Source organism: Enterococcus sp. DIV1375a (assembly GCF_051712205.1).
Classification (GTDB): Bacteria; Bacillota; Bacilli; order Lactobacillales; family Enterococcaceae; genus Enterococcus; species Enterococcus faecalis.
This window is the reverse complement of sequence record NZ_JBIOOM010000001.1, coordinates 1,163,100-1,179,718: the sequence shown is the minus strand read 5'-3', so window position 1 is coordinate 1,179,718 and position 16,619 is coordinate 1,163,100. Positions and strand designations below refer to the sequence as shown.

Sequence of the window (16,619 nt, the reverse complement as noted above, 5' to 3'; positions counted from 1 at the left end):
TGCTTAGTATAACACGTCATCTCTAAGATAGCGAGTGTTCTGCTTACTTATTGTAAGTCCTTGTTTATTGGAATTTTACGACAGTCGCACCATTACCACCTTGGTTTTGTGGCGCAAATTCATAGCTTTTCACACTGCGGTGATTTTTTAAAAATTCCGTTATTCCGGTTCTTAATGCACCTGTTCCTTTGCCGTGAACAATGGTTACTTGTGGATAGCCCGCTAGAATCGCAGCATCAATGTATTGGTCAACTTCTGCCAATGCTTCCTCGTAGCGTTTGCCACGTAAGTCTAGTTGTGTGCCAACATGACTGCTTTCTGCAGAACGAACCGTTGTAACTCTTGGTTTTGCTTCTTTTTGTGGAGCGACAGGCGTCATATCCTCTTCAGATACGTTCATTTTTAAAATGCCCAATTGGACTTGCCATTGTCCTTTGCCGTTGTCTTTTAATAAGGTCCCTCGTTGGCCGTAGGTATTGACAATTACTTCATCGCCAGCTTTTAATTTTTTCTGCTCTTTCGCCTTCTTCAGCACTTTGTTTTTAGTAAGCTTGGTTTCTTCATGGTGTAATTGAGAAAGTTGTGTTTTCGCATCAATTAACTGATGTTCTTTGACACCACCTTGTTGGCCACTTTCCAATTGCATTTTGCGAATATCAGAAATAATGGTTTCCGCATTTTCTTCCGCTTCTGCAATAATCTTATTCGCTTCTTTCCGCGCTTTTTGTAATTCTTTTTCTCGTTCTTCAAAAAACACTTGATAGGCTTCTTTCAGTTCCTTATGCAAAGCGGCCGATTCATCGACATAGTGGCGAGCTTCTAAATATTCAGTTTCGGCCATTTTGCGACGGTTTTCCAGGTCTTCAATCATTTCGTTTAAATCTTGACTTTCACCGTCCATTATTTGTTTTGCAGCTTCAATAATACTGTTGTCTAATCCAAGACGTTTCGAAATTTCAAAAGCGTTACTTCGGCCAGGCACGCCAATTAATAAACGATAGGTTGGACTCAAAGTGTCTACATCAAATTCCATACTGGCATTGATTGTTCCAGCTCGATTATAGCCATACACTTTTAATTCAGGATAATGGGTTGTTGCCATCACATAGGCTCCTTTAGCACCCAATGAATCTAAAATGGCAATCGCTAAAGCGGCCCCTTCTTGCGGATCTGTCCCAGCACCTAATTCATCAAATAGTACTAAACTTTGATGATCGACTTTCTTTAAGACAGACACGATATTCGTCATATGTGAAGAGAAAGTACTTAAACTTTGTTCAATCGATTGTTCATCCCCGATATCCGCAAATACTTCTGTAAAAATACCCATTTTACTCTCTTCTTCAACTGGAATAGGTAATCCAGCTTGACCCATTAATTGTAAAAGACCTAACGTTTTCAGAGTAATGGTTTTCCCGCCGGTATTAGGCCCTGTAATCACAATTGCTTGATATTCTTCTCCAATCAAAATGTCATTGGCTACAGCTTTTTCTGGATCCAATAGCGGGTGCCGGGCTTGTTTAAAAACTACATGATTTGCTTGACTAATTTCTGGAACAACTGCTTTTAGTTCTTTTCCTAGTCGCGCCTTAGCATTAATAAAATCAAGTTTACCGATGACATAAGCATTATGCGTAATTTCACGGCGATAAGGGACCAACTCGGCCGACAGTTCTGCCAAGATGCGAGTAATCTCATTTCTTTCGGCAATTTGTTGTTGTCGCAAACGATTATTCATTTCTAAAATTTGTTTAGGTTCAATAAATAAGGTTTGTCCTGAAGCACTTTGGTCGTGAACCACGCCACCAAAAACATTTTTATATTCTTGTTTGACTGGAATCACGTAGCGTTCATTTCGCATAGTAACAAGGGCATCACTAAGGTAACGTGCGTTTTTCCCACGAATAATACTATCTAGTTCTTCTCGAATGGTCTGCTCACTACGTCGAATATTTTGCCGAATTGCCTTTAAGGCTGGCGAAGCTTCATCTGTGACGTAGCCATCATCATCAATGGCTTGTTTGAGTTGGCGATTTAATTCAGGCAAAACTTCTAGTTGCTCTCGCCACATATATAAACGTTCAAAATCCACTTCATTTTCACTTAACTCATCAAAAAAACGAGTCAGTTCTGAAGTAGTCGACAAGACACGGCCTACTTGTGCTAATTCTATGCCATTTAAATCCGCACCAATTTCAATCCGTTTCATGTGTGGTTGGATATTTTCTAATTTAGGAATGGGGATTCCACCACGTAATCGTTGAACTTTTAAACCATCCTGTGTTTCATTTAGCCATGATTGAATTTTATTTTCATCAGCAATCGGTAATAATTCCGAAACTTCGTTTGTCCCCTGAGCTGTCACAATAAATTGCAACAACTGTTGTTTTACTTTATCAAACCCTAATGTTGATAGAATACGCTGATTCATTTTTCCACCTACTTTTCTAACTTTTTCATTTGTTGAAAAGACTGAGACATAACATAAGAAGTTTCGCTTTGCTCACTTACTTCTTATCTCTATCTCAGTCCCATTCAGCTTTATTTCGTAATTGGTTCAACCCATAATTCATATGCTTGTTTTGTTAGAATTGGGGTATTTTTTACAATGCCTCGTGCCAAGCCACTTGACCGAAACTGATTTTGGACAATATCTGACGGAATCATTGACGCCGTAGCTAACACTAGAAAAAGACCCACGTATAACACAAGAACACTTAATACGCCACCTAATAGTCCATTTACCTGTTTCAAAACTGGAATAAATGTTAATCCATGTAAAAAGATCGCTAAAAAACGAACGACCAACCAGCCTGCAAACAGCAATAATAAAAACGCAACCGCTGAATAAAAGGCTTTGTCCAAGTCTAAAGAAATCTCTTGATTAAAAAAGACAAGCTTTGACGTTGGCGTAACCGATGGATATGGAATATACAATTCTAAATGAGAGGCGACCTCTTTGTAATAAGTTCGAGCAACAAAATATGAAATTAAGTAACCTACCGAATAGAGCACTTGTAAAATCAAGCCTCGTTTAGCTCCTGTATAAAATCCAAAGGCTAAAAGTAATAAAATAAGTATTGTTAACATCTTGTCATCCTTTCAGGAACTACTCCGAAACACCTTTATTTTGAATCTGCTGTTTTCGATTTTCATTCAAAATTTGTTGGGCTTCCACATGATTATGAATTTCTACATCTTCTTGTCCATTCTTTTTCAAAACATCCCGTGCTTCTTCTTCGATAATTTCCATTCGGCGCACACGATTCTCTAATTCAGCCAAACGAATGGTTTTCTGTTTTAAATCTGCTACTTGTTTTTCCAATTTTAAAGCATATTCTTGTTTTTTTAGTTGATCTGAAATTGCATTAATTGCTAATAAAACAGAAGCTTGTTCCGTATCAGTTTGCGGAGAAAGATGTTTAATTTCCGCCAGTTGTTCGTTGACAATTTTTGTTACTAAATCCATATGTTGTTTTGACTCTTGGCCAATAATTGTATACGTATGGTCTGCAATGATTGCTTTATATCGTGTTTTTTCATTTGATGCCATGTTGAGGTTCCCTCCTGTAAATCAATCCATTCTTGCTTATTGTACCATGAAAAAAAAGCGAAGCGCAATTTTCGTACAAATTCTCTCTTATTATATGCCACAAAGCGAAAAATTTAAAGATTTCTTTACAAGAACTCTGGCAATTTAAGAACGAATAGAAATTGTGTAGGAGAAAAAGCGTGGAACAAAAAGTCAAAGTGATTTTTGTCCCACGCTCAAACTCTGATAATCAGCTAAAAATGTTTGTTTCAGCTGTACTTTTTAAGGCTTAGTTATTATCTTTCATCTTTTCTACACGTAAACAACGCATAGCATTTAAAACAGCGATAATAGTTACACCAACATCAGCAAAGACTGCTGCTTGCATTGAAGCCAAGCCTAATGCACCTAGTACCAAGACAATGATTTTAACAGCAATCGCAAAGATAATGTTTTGTTTAACAATTCTCAATGTTTTTCTTGATAATTTAATCGCAGAGGCGATACGACTTGGTTCATCATTCATAATCACCACATCAGCAGCTTCAATTGCCGCGTCACTTCCTAAACCACCCATGGCAATCCCAACATCAGCCCGGGCTAAAACAGGTGCATCATTCATGCCGTCACCAACAAAGGCAACTTTGTTTTTAGGTGAGGATGCTTTTAACAACTCTTCTAAACGATCCACTTTGCCATCTGGTAAAAGTTCTGCATAAACTTTGTCAACACCAACTTCTTTTGCAATAGCTTCTGCAACTTGTTGATTGTCTCCAGTCAGCATAACAGTTTGTTTGACCCCTTCAGCTTTTAATTCTTTTATTGCTGAAATAGCGTCTGGTTTCAATTGATCCGCAATCACTAAATAGCCTGCAAATTGATTATCAATAGCGACAAAAATTAAAGTTCCCGCTTCCTTCACTTCTGGTGCTTCGATACCAAATTGTTTCATTAACTTCGCATTACCGACTAAAACTGTTTTGCCTTCAATTGTGGCTTTGATACCGTGTCCGGCAACCTCTTCAATTGCTGTTGCTGGAACTGTTTCTTTGCCATAGCTTTCTTTAATAGAAATAGCAATTGGATGAGTGGATAATTGTTCTGCTGTTGCTGTTAAACGTAACAACTCTTCTTCAGGTAAAACAACACTAGTTATGTTTTGAACCACAAAATTTCCTTTTGTTAGCGTACCAGTTTTATCAAAAACAATCGTTTCCGTATTCGCTAAAATTTCTAAATAGTTACTTCCTTTAATTAAAACACCTAGTTTACTGGCTCCGCCAATTCCACCGAAGAAACTTAAAGGAACAGAAATGACTAAGGCACATGGACAAGAAATAACCAAGAACGTTAATGCCCGATAAACCCATTCATTAATAGAAGTATCAGGGAAAATAAATGGTGGAATCACTGCCAATAAGACAGCTAAAACAACGACAACTGGTGTATAGTAACGAGCAAATTTAGAAATAAAGTTTTCTGCAGGGGCTTTTTTACTGCTAGCATTTTCAACTAAATCTAAAATTTTGCTAACTGTTGAATCCCCAAATTTTTTCGTAACATTAATGGTCAAGGCCCCATTTTTATTGATAAAACCACCTAAGATTTCATCGCCGACTTTGACCGTTCTTGGAACGGATTCACCAGTCAACGCAGAGGTATCTACCATACTTGATCCATCAATAATTTGACCATCTAATGGAACTTTTTCACCTGGTTTCACTAATATTTGTTGCCCAATTTCAATTGTATCTGGAGCGACCGCTTTTATTTGTCCATTTACTAAAAGATTTGCTGAATCTGGACGAATATCCATTAATTTGGCAATTGATTTTCTGGATTGATCAACCGCAGCACTTTGGAACCATTCGCCGACTTGGTAGAACAACATTACTGCCACAGCTTCGGGATATTCCCCAATAAAGAATGCCCCGATCGTTGCCACAGACATTAAGAAATTTTCATCAAACACTTCCCCACGAAAAATATTCGTTACCGCTCGTTTGACAATGTCGCCACCAATTAAGACATAAACGACTAAATAAGATGCCAAAGCAACCCAATTATTACTTGGTTTAATGATAATAAGTGCTAAAAATAAAACAAATGCAATAATGATACGAATTAAGCGATTCTTATTTGGATTACGTCCCTCTTCTTCTTTGACATCTTTTAAAGAAATAACTTTGACATCTGGTTCTAACTTACCAATCACTGCACGCGCTTCATTTTCGACTTCTAAATCATGTCCTGATTCAACTTCCAGTGTCATCTTTTCAGCCATGAAGTCCACACGCGCTTTTTCTACTCCGTGAATTTTTTGGACAGATTTTTCAATTTTATCTGCACAACTTGCACAATCAAGTCCTTCTAGTTTATAACTCTTTTGCATTTAAACACCTTCACTCCCTATATAATAGCGATTATTCCGTTTACATGAATAACCTTTCATGAATCTATTATAAATGAAGATGCAATCATATGTCAACCGCTTCACGTAATCTTTTTCTATTTTATAGACATAATGGCATAATTGCTGTAGGTGGAATGGATAACTGAGTAATAACTTTCGGATTGAGTCTATTGCTGCCTTTCCACCAAATTTTGGTTTGTTGGTGTTGAAACCAAGCACTTTGTTCAAAAGGTGCTGACAATGTTTGTAAGTGATGCACTTCGATTTGATTGGTTGCCTGCGGTTCTGTTGTGAAATCATGGGCCCGAATACCTATAGAATGACAAGAAATAGGAACTTCTTGTGTAACCATTAGTGTTTGTTGCCAACCAATCACTTGGACTCTGTGCGTATCTATGCGTTTAACAGGCCAAATATTTTTACAACCAGTGAGTTTAGCTGCTTCAATCGTTTGAGGTTGGTTAAATAATTGATTTGTTGCACCAAAAAGTGTTTGGTTTTTTGTGATTATCACTAAACTCTGACATAACTTATACAGTTCATCTAAACTATGACTCACAATTAAGGCATGTTGATTTAAATTACTTAATCGCTGTTGAAGTTCAATTTGCAGCTCTTCCTTTAAGGGTGCATCTAATGCGGAAAATGGCTCATCCAATAACAGGTAAGCCGGCTGAGCCGCTAGCATTCGCGCAAAAGCCACTCGTTGTCTTTGTCCTCCAGAAAGTTGACTAGGATATTGTTGTTGGACTTTAGTTAAGTGAAAAGACGCAAGCAATTGAGTGACCAATTGTAAATCTTTTGTCACGCACGTGAGATTTTCTACTACCGACAAATGAGGGAACAACGCATACTGCTGAAACAAAAGACCAATTTTTCGTTGTTGCGGCGACAAATTGATCTTTTGTTCAGCATCGAATAAGACTTGATCATTTAAAACAATCTGACCTTTATCCGCAGTCTCAACACCCGCAATACATTTTAATAACATACTCTTGCCGCAACCAGAAGCACCTAAAATTCCTGTTGTTTGCGTCTTTGTTTCAAACTGAATTTGCAAAGTATGACTTTTCAATTCTTTTTGAATATCAACAATTAATCTCATTCCGATCTTCTCCAAGCGCGCTGACTAAAAAATTCCGTAAAAAATAAAATAATCAGGCAAAGTAATAACATAATCACAACATATTGATTGGCTAAGCGCCAATCCCCACTTGCTACAGCAGAGTAGATAGCTAAAGGAAGCGTTCTTGTTTTGCCAGCAATATTCCCTGCTAACATTGTCGTCGCTCCAAATTCGCCTAGCCCGCGGGCAAAGGCTAACACGCCACCGGCCAAGAGACCGTTCATCGACAAAGGTAACGCAATTTTTCTAAAATATCGACTTTCCGAAAACCCGAGTGTCTGGGCTACCGCCAACAATTCACTATCCATTTGTTCAAACGCCGTTAAGGCTGAACGATACATTAAAGGAAATGAAACAGCAACGGCAGCAATAACCGTAGCTGGCCATGAAAAAACAACTTGAATGGCAAAAAAATCAAGTAAAAACTGGCCCACTGGTTGCTGAACACCAAAAATAGTTAAGAGAAAAAAACCAAAAACAGTCGGCGGTAAAACTAATGGCAACGTAAATAAACTATTCAAAAGAATTTTTAATTTACGATTTTTCAAACGAAAAACAATATACGCAACGCCTGTTCCTAAAACAAAAGTAAATAAAATGGCGATTATTGCTGTCTGAAAAGATAAAAGAATTGGTCGAACATCCATTTTCCCACCTACTTTGTTAACTTAAAGCCAATATTTTCTGCATTGTTGACTCTGTAAAAAATTTAAAAAAGCATCTGCTGATTTTTGTTTCTTAGAGGCGGCAACTTTACCAACTGGATAGATAATTGGCTTTTTCAAAGCAGCTTCAGGCATGGCCGCAACAATCGCTACTTTTGAATTGGTTGCTGCATCTGTCGCATAAACTAAGCCAGCTTCTGCACTTGCATTCGCTACCCATTCAAGGACTTCTGTTACATTCGTGCCAAAGCTTGCGTGTTTTTCTACATAAGACCAAGCGCCTAAAGCTTTTAAGCCTTCTTTGGCATATTGACCAGCTGGAACACTCGCAGGATCACCAATTGCTATCATTTGGGCTTTTTTTAAATCAGAAAAATCATGCCACTTTGCTTGATCTTGGTTAGGCACAATAAGAACAAGCTGGTTTTCCAATAAAGGAACGACACTTTTTTTATTAATTAGTTTTTCTGCAACCAATGCATTCATTTGTTTTGTCGAAGCTGAGAAAAATACATCGGCTTTTAGGCCTTTTTCAATTTGCATCTGTAATTTTCCAGAACTATCATAGGTTCCAGTTACCTGAATATCTGGATGCTCTTTTTCAAAGGCTGGAATAATTTTCTTCTCCATGACTGATTCTAAGCTAGCTGCTGCCGCAAGGGTTATTTCTTCTTTTTTTGTTGAAACTGTTTCTTTTTGCGGCTGATTTGTACATGCAGCAATTAGGGCAACTAAACTGAATAAACTAAGCAAGAACACAGTCTTTTTTTGTTTAGACATTTGAACGCCTCTTTTCTTTTATAAATACCCGCCATAACTCAAGTCAATAATTTCAGATTTTTTAATCACTTCTTTGGCCATTAATCTTGGTAACAACAAATCAAAAACAGTTTTTTCTGAAAATAAAACACCACCTGGTAAGCCAATGATCGTTTGCTCTCCTTTATAAGCTAGCAAAAACATTGAGCCTGGTAAGACTGGTGTCCCATGGGTTACGATTTCAGCACCTGTCTGCTTAATTGCTAACGGTGTCAAATCATCAGGATCTACACTCATACCACCTGTACAAACAATCAGATCAAGCCCTTGTGCTAACATCTTTTTGATCGCAACAGTAATTTTTTGCGGCTGATCATCGACAATTTCTTGCTTGACAATCGTAACTAAAGGATACGCGGAGAACTTGGCTTTTAACACAGGGTAAAAAGCATCCTCAACCAATCCTGTGTAAACTTCACTGCCAGTAGTTACAATCCCGACCCGTATTTTTTTGAAAGGTTTCACAGAGATTAGTGGCTCAGACGTGCTGAACTGGCGTGCCTTTTCTAATTGGCTTTTAGAAATTGTTAGTGGAATCACTCGAAAGGCTGCAACTTTTTCATCTTTCTGAACTTCTATATTGGTAACTTTAGTTGACAAGGCGAGACCTTCAATTTCATTTAAAGCAATTAATTTTTCTCGATTGACTTTTAAAAGACCTCTCGTGCTAGCTTTAGCAACAATTTTTCCTTCATGGACTTCACTCGGCTGACATGAGTCATCTGTTAACAGGTTATACAAAAATGTCGCTGCCTCTTCTTCATGTATTTCTGCTGGATCCAAGGCAACAAACAGATGTTTTTTCCCTAATGATAAAAGAATTGGAATATCTTCTTGAACAACTATATGTCCTTTTTTAAAACACACTTCCTTGGTCTTCCCATAGTCAATTCGCGTAATATCATGACTCAATGGAAGGCCAACTGCCTCTTCTGTTCGAATTGTTTTCATGGTTTATTCCTCATCATGTATGATTTTTTTATTTGTGATTAAATCCAAAGCGTGGGGCAAAACAGGCAACAAAAAATGCAAATGTTCTGTTACACTTTTCGGGCTACCAGGCAAATTAACAATGAGCGTGCGTCCTCTTTGAACAGAAACGCCTCGACTTAACATAGCAAATGGTGTTTTTTCCAAGCTAAGTTGACGCAAGCCCTCACTGATCCCAGGAATGATTCGCTCTGCTACACGTAAGGTAGCTTCTGGGGTCCGATCCCGTTCACTCACCCCTGTGCCGCCTGTCGTTAAAATCAAATCACAGGTCTTAGACCACTCTTGCAATAGCTCTACTAATTGATTTTCTTCATCTGGTAAAATGGTTTGTTTGGTTACCTGGTAGAGCGCAGGTAACTGTTCACGAATCAAGGGACCCGATTGGTCGACAGCAAGCCCTTGAAAGCAACGATCACTTAATGTTACAATGCCCACTTTAAACAACGTCTAACTGGTCTCCTTTTTTAATATGACCTTCTGTCACAACAACTGCAAAGATTCCTTCTCTAGGCATGATGCAATCGCCCACTCGCGCGTATATCTGACAGTGTTTATGGCACTCTTTCCCAATTTGAGTAACCACCAATTCAGAATCGCCTATTTTCATTTTCGTTCCAACGGGTAATTGACGTAAATCAATCCCTGAGACGATAATATTTTCCCCGAAAGCACCATTGCCAACCCGAGCTCCTTTTTCATTGAAAGCCGTTATTTCTTCAAAAGATAACAAACTGACTTGTCGATGCCAATTACCGCCGTGCGCATCATTTTCTAATCCGAAACCTTTAATTAAGTTGACTTCAGGAATTTCCTTTTTCTGTGTGCCTCTTCGCGGGCTAATATTTATTGCAATAATTTCTCCTGTTTTCATACTTACCCTCCTATTTGTGACATAAATCGTTGTTCTCCTTGTTGTTCCAAGAAAAGATGTTTTTCAGGCTTACAGGCAATGCCACTCTTGATAATCCCTAACAATTCTGCTGTTTGTTCCATAGCTAAAGCTTCCTTTAACGAGTAGCCGTCTGCAGAATGCAGGCACGTTTTTAAATGACCGTCTGCAGTAATTCGAATCCGATTGCACGTCTCGCAAAAACAATGCCCTAATGCACTAATAAAACCTATTTTTCCTTTAAAATCTTTTAAGGCGTAATAACTAGCAGGGCCATTGCCCAATGGTTTTTGGTATGGTTGTAACGTTCCATAATGTTGGGTTAAAATGTCTTCTACTTCTTCTTGTTGCTTACCTGGATGCTCCTTCCCTAATCCAATTGGCATCATTTCAATGAAACGAAGATGCACAGTCTCTTTCTTAGCGATTTCAGCCAGTTCTACAATTGTTGCTTCACTTAGCTCTTTCCTAGCTACAGTATTAATTTTGATATTAGGTAATCCCACATCAATCGCTTGTTCTAAGCCCGCCAGAACATCCCTTAACTGACCAACTCTTGTTATTTCTCGAAATTCTTCTGGATCCAAAGTGTCTAAGCTAATATTAATGCCGTCCAAGCCCGCCTCTTTTAACCCTTGAGCCTCACGAGCTAACTTCATGCCATTAGTCGTTAGGGTTACTTTTTCGATGCCTGAGATTTGCTTTATCCTTTTAATTAAAGAGAGTAAATTCGGTCTAACAAGCGGTTCACCACCTGTTAATTTAACTTTTTTGATGCCTTCTTTCGCTAGTATCCTCAATAAAAAAATAATCTCATCATCTGTTAGAAGCTGCTCTTTTTTTAAAAAGCAAAGACCTGTTGCTGGCATGCAATACGTGCAACGTAAGTCACAACGATCTGTTAAAGACAAACGAACATAATCAATTTCACGGTTAAATGCATCTTTCATGCTGTTCACTCATCACTTTCCTTTGATTTAATTGAAGAACGAATGAAATGACCACTACGTCCACCATTTTTCTCTAATAAACCAATGTTTGTCATTGTCATTCCTCGATCAATTGCTTTACACATGTCATAAATTGTTAAGAGTGCTGCCTGTACACCTGTTAGCGCTTCCATTTCAACGCCAGTTGAACCCACTGTTTTTGTAAAGCAACGTACTTCTAAACAAGTTTGATTGCGCCAATCAAACTGAATTTCACACTTTGTCAAAGCAACCAAATGACACAAAGGAATCCATTCAAACGTTCGTTTTGCGGCGGTAATCCCAGCGACTCTTGCTACCTGTAATACTTCACCTTTTTTAATCATTTGGGTCTGAATCGCTTCTGCTGTCGCTTCCAACATGTGAATTTCTCCATAAGCGAGGGCTGTTCTTTGAGTATCATTTTTTTCCGAAATATCAACCATATGCACTTCTCCTTGTGTATTCAAGTGCGTAAATTCCTTACTTTGAACCATTTCTCCACCTCACATTTGACATTTGTTAACGTTTACACAATACTTCTTTTTTAAGTGTATCACTCTTGTATCAAAAAAACAATCTGGCATCCATAATTTTTTTTAGCGAGAAATCGAAGTTAAAAAAGTTAAGCGACAAAAATTACGTGCTTTGCTTAGCCTGACCAGACTTTTGTCTAAGTCTTAAAACTTGATAAGTAATAAGAGGTCGGGACAGAAGTGCTTAACTCCGAGAACCAAGTAGGTACTGTTCAACATCTATTTGCTTTGCAAATAGTGTTTCTCAGCAATAAGAAGAAATTTCCGAAAATTGTCATAAAACACAACGAGGAACGAGTTGATGTTGCATGATACACTACACTCCGTTTCGTTCGCATCAATTTCTAAGCATGGAACATGCTAGAATTGAAGGACCCGGTGTTCTTTAATTTTTGGAGACCAAGTAGGTATTGTTCATCATCGAATCACTACGTTCTTCGTGATTCTCAACAATTTCGGCTTATTTCCGAAGGACCTTCACCAAGTAGGTACGATGATTTCATCTGTTCATGCTTCACAGTGAAACATCGCAACTCTTAGAGCTGTAGCTCTTTTGAAGGCTGTACTGTGACGAGACGCATGTCGAGAAAACACCTTAGAAGTTGTTGAGATCGGAGCAACGCGTAGTGTTGCTTCTGTTCCCGCCGTTTATCAATTTTTAAGCCTGGAACAAAAATCCAAAGTGATTTTTGTTCCAGGCTTTTACTTTCATACTAATCTTAGGTCAGGTTGTCATCAAGTTTGCCAATAATAGACTTTTACAAGCGCGCCTTTTTTGAGTAGTACACCAGCTGGTTGTTCTAGTAGGCAATTTGTTTCTAAAGTATTTGATAAATTGGATGAAAGATGACTTTTTGTCACTAAATTTACTTTGCCATCTATTTCTTTCGCTCGGTAAAATCGACGTAGTCTACTGGGGGCTAATTCATGCGCTAAAATTACTGTTCGTTCCTTGAGATTTAACTCGACACAATTAAAAAAAGTAGCTAATAATGTCCAGTAAAAAAGATGTAAATTAACCATTGCCGCAAACGGATTGCCTGAAACGCTTAAAATGAGTGTTTCTTGAAATTGACTTCCCATAACTGGGGTTCCAGGTTTCATATTTACAAAATGAAACAACTCTGTTCCTCCGATACGTTTAATTGCTAAAGGTAAATTGTCCTTTTCACCTACCGAAACACCACCACAAGTAATTAATACATCAAGTTTTGGTGAAATCTCAATCAGCCTCTTCGCTAATTCTTCAGGGTCATCTGAACAATGGTCTAGGTGGATTACTTCATTACCACTCGCTTTGACAAAAGCTGCTAACATGTAGAGATTACTATTATAAATTTTCCCAACTGACAGTGGTTCTTCCAAAGAAACTAACTCACTACCGGTCGCTAAAATCCCCACCTTCATGCGCTTCAAAACAACAACTTTATCAATCCCTTGCATTGCCAACAAACCAATCATGCGACTATTAATCTGTTGATGTTTTGCTAAAATTTTTTGCTGAAAAGCAATATCTTCTCCAATTTCCGCATAGTTTTGGCCCGCAGTGACAGAGCGAAAAATTTTAACATGGTCTTGCCCAAAATCCGTCCATTCTTGTGGCACTACAGCATCAAAATCGGTTGGAATAAAAGCACCTGTTGTTATTTTAATCGCACAGTTATTCGTCTGATTACAATAAAACATGGAATCCCCTGCCACTAAAGAACCGACGACTTTTAAACAACTTGGGCTTTCAGCAGTCGCACCTCGTGTTTCTACTGCACGAACGGCATACCCATCCATTCCGGCACGAGGAAAATGAGGAATCGCTGTCTCTGCAAAAATGGTTTCTCCGCTAATCCGTCCCAAGGAATCAAGCAGCGCCACTTCTTCTGTTTCACATTGACTCTTCATATGTTGGGTCATTTTCTCTCGTGCTTCTTCCAACTCGATCATGTTTTAACCATCCTTTTTTATTTATTCACTGGTTTAATCGCAACGGCACAAACTTTATATTCAGGAATTGTGGCGATATCATCAAATACAGCATTGGTGATTTCGTTAACATTCCCATCTGGAAAGTGGAATGTCATAAAGACTTCTTGCGGAAATACTCGATTTCCGACAGCCGCATAGGTTTCGATTTTGCCACGTCGAGAATGAACTTCCACTTTGTCACCTTCTTGGATTCCCAGAGCTTGTGCATCGACTGCATTTATCTCAATATAAGAGTGATTCGCTATTTGGTTAATCCCTTCCGTTCGTCCTGTCATTGCTCGGGTATTGTAATGGTAAAGCATTCGGCCTGTCGACATTAAATACGGGTACTCTTCATCTGGTAATTCTTGTGCTTGCTTATACGGAATTGCTTTAAATAAACCTTTCCCACGAGCAAAACTGCCCACATGCATAATCGGCGTACCTGGATCTGTCAAGCTACGACAAGGCCATTGTAAGCTCTCCTTCTCTAATCGTTCATAATTAATTCCACCAAACGAAGGCGTCACAGCTGAAATTTCTTCCATAATTTCTTTTGCAGATTCATACGCACAAGGATAGCCCATTCGTGTCATGACTTCACAAAAAATTTCATAGTCTTCTCGCGCTTGTCCTCTTGGTTCAACAGCTTTACGGACTCTTTGCACGCGCCGTTCTGTATTTGTAAATGTCCCGTCTTTTTCTGCATAACTGATGCCTGGTAAAACGACATCTGCATAAGCAGCCGTTTCGGTCATAAATAATTCTTGAACAACTAAAAAGTCTAAACTTTCTAAAGCTTGACGAACATGTCCTGTGTCTGGATCCGTAACAATTGGATCTTCTCCAAAAATATAAAGGCCTTTGACATTTCCTGCCGTTGCTGCTGGCAAGACTTTAGTAGAAGTTAAACCTGTGTTTCGATTTAACGGCACATGCCAAGCTTTTTCAAATTTGTCGATTACTTCTGGATTATTGACTTTTTGATAGCCTGGGAAATCATAAGGCATACAGCCCATATCGCAAGCACCTTGAACATTATTTTGACCTCGCAAAGGATTGACACCACAGCCTGGTTTTCCAACTTTACCAACCAACATTGCCAAATTAGACATATTCATAACACCCTCAGTTCCTGTCGAATGTTCCGTTACGCCTAAACAATAAATGATTGGTGCTTTCTCTGCTTTTGCATACATGCGTGCTGCTTGAATTAAATCTTCTGGATGAATATGACAAATTTCTGCGACTTTTTCCGGCGTATAATCAGCCACCATTTTTTCTAAATCTAAAAATCCTTCTGTCCGTTCTTCAATAAAGTGGCGATCTGCTAAACCTTCTTTCAAAATCACATGCATCATGCCATTAGCAAATGCGACATTCGTTCCCGCCTGAACTTGTAAATGCAGCGCACTATCCTTCACTAAGTTAATTTTCCGCGGATCAACAACAACAACTTGCGTTCCTCTTTGGATGGCTTGGCGAATTTGCGCACCAATAACTGGATGAGCTTCTTCTGGATTGGAACCTACTAATAAAATCATGTCGACATCTTCAGTGATATCAGCAATAGGATTAGTCATCGCACCAGAGCCTAAGGTTTGGGCTAAACCATGGACCGAAGCCGAATGACAAACACGGGCACAGTTATCAACATTATTGGTACCAAAAGCAGCACGCACCATTTTTTGAAAGACATAATTATCTTCATTTGTCGCTCTAGAGCACGAAAAACCAGCAAGAGCATCCGGACCGTTTTCTGCTTTAATTTCGTTAAATTTTGACGAAACAAGCGTTAAGGCTTCTTCCCAAGAAGCAGGTTCAAAAATGCCATTCCGTTTAATTAATGGCTCCGTTAAGCGATCTCCTGACCCAACAAATTTATATGAAGCAAATTTTCCTTTCACACAAAGTAAATTTTTATTAGCTGGTCCATCTAGGGGTTCAACACCCACCAAACGATTGTTTTTAACGAGTAAATTCATCTGACAGCCTGTCCCACAATGCGGACAAGTTGTAGGAATTTTCTGGGTTTCCCATTTGCGGTACTCTTTCGTATCTTTTGCTGTTAACGCTCCTGTAGGACAGGAAGAGACACAATTGCCACATGATTCACAGATAGATTGATCAAACGCCTGCCCATAACTTGGCATCATTTTTGTTTCAAAGCCACGATTAGCAATACTAAGTACATCTCTTCCCTGCCGCAATTGACAGACACGGGCACAACGACGACACATGATACACTTTTCTGGATCATAAGAGAAAAATGGATTACTGGTATCTTCTTGATGGCAAGGCATTCTTTTTCCCTCGGTAAAGCTAGTGGCATCAATCCGATAATCTAGCGCATACTGTTGTAATTGACAATCCCCGTTTTTTCCACAAGAAAAACATTCTAATTTATGATTACTCAATAATAAATCAAGAATAAAACGTCTGGAATCAGCAACTTTTTCAGAATGTGTTGACACAACCATGTCCTCTTGACAATGTGCCGTACAAGCAGTTGTTAAGCCACCACGTCGGCCGCCTTCCACCTCAACCACGCACATCCGACAAGAACCATCAGGTGCTAATTCCTTTAAATGACAGAGCGTTGGAATTTCAACACCTAGCCCTTTCGCTGCTTCGAGAATAGTAGTCCCTTTAGGCACAGTTACTTCTTGGTTATCAATAGACAACGTAACTGTTTGCGTATGCAACTTAGTTTTCATTT

The 16,619-nt window shown here is 38.7% G+C and carries 14 protein-coding genes; all 14 read right to left on the bottom strand.

Annotated features, from left to right (window positions below):
• Window positions 1–64: 64 nt before the first annotated feature.
• Complete coding sequence (locus IGJ63_RS05775) at window positions 65–2,431, bottom strand: endonuclease MutS2 (RefSeq protein WP_438746078.1); 2,367 nt, start codon at window positions 2,429–2,431, stop codon at window positions 65–67.
• A 110-nt stretch (window positions 2,432–2,541) separates the two neighbouring features.
• A complete protein-coding gene (locus IGJ63_RS05770; RefSeq protein ID WP_002357705.1) occupies window positions 2,542–3,090 on the bottom strand; it encodes a CvpA family protein in 549 nt (182 codons plus the stop codon).
• Between the two features lie 19 nt (window positions 3,091–3,109).
• The gene (gene zapA, locus IGJ63_RS05765; RefSeq protein WP_002357706.1) at window positions 3,110–3,553 is read right to left on the bottom strand and encodes a cell division protein ZapA; all 444 of its coding nucleotides are present in this window, start codon (window positions 3,551–3,553) and stop codon (window positions 3,110–3,112) included.
• A 268-nt stretch (window positions 3,554–3,821) separates the two neighbouring features.
• Window positions 3,822–5,924, bottom strand: coding sequence for a heavy metal translocating P-type ATPase (locus IGJ63_RS05760; protein WP_002357707.1), 2,103 nt, complete (start codon window positions 5,922–5,924; stop codon window positions 3,822–3,824).
• 121 nt (window positions 5,925–6,045) lie between these two features.
• Window positions 6,046–7,050 (bottom strand): ATP-binding cassette domain-containing protein, encoded by a 1,005-nt coding sequence (locus IGJ63_RS05755; RefSeq protein ID WP_010825216.1) that lies wholly within the window; start codon window positions 7,048–7,050, stop codon window positions 6,046–6,048.
• Window positions 7,047–7,718: a molybdate ABC transporter permease subunit gene (gene modB / locus IGJ63_RS05750; protein ID WP_002357709.1), complete on the bottom strand. Its 672-nt coding sequence runs from the start codon at window positions 7,716–7,718 to the stop codon at window positions 7,047–7,049. The genes IGJ63_RS05755 and modB overlap by 4 nt, the downstream gene beginning before the upstream one ends.
• Window positions 7,719–7,739: 21 nt before the next feature.
• A complete protein-coding gene (gene modA, locus IGJ63_RS05745) occupies window positions 7,740–8,516 on the bottom strand; it encodes a molybdate ABC transporter substrate-binding protein (RefSeq protein ID WP_438746076.1) in 777 nt (258 codons plus the stop codon).
• A gap of 18 nt (window positions 8,517–8,534) precedes the next feature.
• Window positions 8,535–9,506, bottom strand: coding sequence for a molybdopterin-binding protein (locus IGJ63_RS05740; protein WP_142956372.1), 972 nt, complete (start codon window positions 9,504–9,506; stop codon window positions 8,535–8,537).
• Window positions 9,507–9,509: 3 nt separating this feature from the next.
• Complete coding sequence (locus IGJ63_RS05735; protein WP_101731736.1) at window positions 9,510–9,992, bottom strand: MogA/MoaB family molybdenum cofactor biosynthesis protein; 483 nt, start codon at window positions 9,990–9,992, stop codon at window positions 9,510–9,512.
• Complete coding sequence (locus IGJ63_RS05730; protein WP_002357714.1) at window positions 9,985–10,419, bottom strand: MOSC domain-containing protein; 435 nt, start codon at window positions 10,417–10,419, stop codon at window positions 9,985–9,987. The genes IGJ63_RS05735 and IGJ63_RS05730 overlap by 8 nt, the downstream gene beginning before the upstream one ends.
• A 2-nt stretch (window positions 10,420–10,421) precedes the next feature.
• Complete coding sequence (moaA, locus tag IGJ63_RS05725) at window positions 10,422–11,396, bottom strand: GTP 3',8-cyclase MoaA (RefSeq protein ID WP_284955389.1); 975 nt, start codon at window positions 11,394–11,396, stop codon at window positions 10,422–10,424.
• On the bottom strand, window positions 11,393–11,902 hold the full coding sequence (moaC, locus tag IGJ63_RS05720) for a cyclic pyranopterin monophosphate synthase MoaC (protein WP_002369470.1): 510 nt from the start codon (window positions 11,900–11,902) through the stop codon (window positions 11,393–11,395). Before moaC ends, moaA begins: the two co-directional genes overlap by 4 nt.
• A 774-nt stretch (window positions 11,903–12,676) precedes the next feature.
• Entirely contained in the window at window positions 12,677–13,879 is a 1,203-nt protein-coding gene (locus IGJ63_RS05715) for a molybdopterin molybdotransferase MoeA (protein ID WP_002360421.1), read from the bottom strand.
• 17 nt (window positions 13,880–13,896) lie between these two features.
• On the bottom strand, window positions 13,897–16,617 hold the full coding sequence (gene fdhF / locus IGJ63_RS05710) for a formate dehydrogenase subunit alpha (RefSeq protein WP_285706227.1): 2,721 nt from the start codon (window positions 16,615–16,617) through the stop codon (window positions 13,897–13,899).
• Window positions 16,618–16,619: the final 2 nt, after the last annotated feature.

Excerpts from the sequence above, each read along its gene's own strand:
- IGJ63_RS05775 (WP_438746078.1), bottom strand. The coding sequence starts at position 2,431 with ATGAATCAGCGTATTCTATCAACATTAGGGTTTGATAAAGTAAAACAA.
- IGJ63_RS05770 (WP_002357705.1), bottom strand. The coding sequence starts at position 3,090 with ATGTTAACAATACTTATTTTATTACTTTTAGCCTTTGGATTTTATACA.
- zapA (WP_002357706.1), bottom strand. The coding sequence starts at position 3,553 with ATGGCATCAAATGAAAAAACACGATATAAAGCAATCATTGCAGACCAT.
- IGJ63_RS05760 (WP_002357707.1), bottom strand. The coding sequence starts at position 5,924 with ATGCAAAAGAGTTATAAACTAGAAGGACTTGATTGTGCAAGTTGTGCA.
- IGJ63_RS05755 (WP_010825216.1), bottom strand. The coding sequence starts at position 7,050 with ATGAGATTAATTGTTGATATTCAAAAAGAATTGAAAAGTCATACTTTG.
- modB (WP_002357709.1), bottom strand. The coding sequence starts at position 7,718 with ATGGATGTTCGACCAATTCTTTTATCTTTTCAGACAGCAATAATCGCC.
- modA (WP_438746076.1), bottom strand. The coding sequence starts at position 8,516 with ATGTCTAAACAAAAAAAGACTGTGTTCTTGCTTAGTTTATTCAGTTTA.
- IGJ63_RS05740 (WP_142956372.1), bottom strand. The coding sequence starts at position 9,506 with ATGAAAACAATTCGAACAGAAGAGGCAGTTGGCCTTCCATTGAGTCAT.
- IGJ63_RS05730 (WP_002357714.1), bottom strand. The coding sequence starts at position 10,419 with ATGAAAACAGGAGAAATTATTGCAATAAATATTAGCCCGCGAAGAGGC.
- moaC (WP_002369470.1), bottom strand. The coding sequence starts at position 11,902 with ATGGTTCAAAGTAAGGAATTTACGCACTTGAATACACAAGGAGAAGTG.
- IGJ63_RS05715 (WP_002360421.1), bottom strand. The coding sequence starts at position 13,879 with ATGATCGAGTTGGAAGAAGCACGAGAGAAAATGACCCAACATATGAAG.
- fdhF (WP_285706227.1), bottom strand. The coding sequence starts at position 16,617 with ATGAAAACTAAGTTGCATACGCAAACAGTTACGTTGTCTATTGATAAC.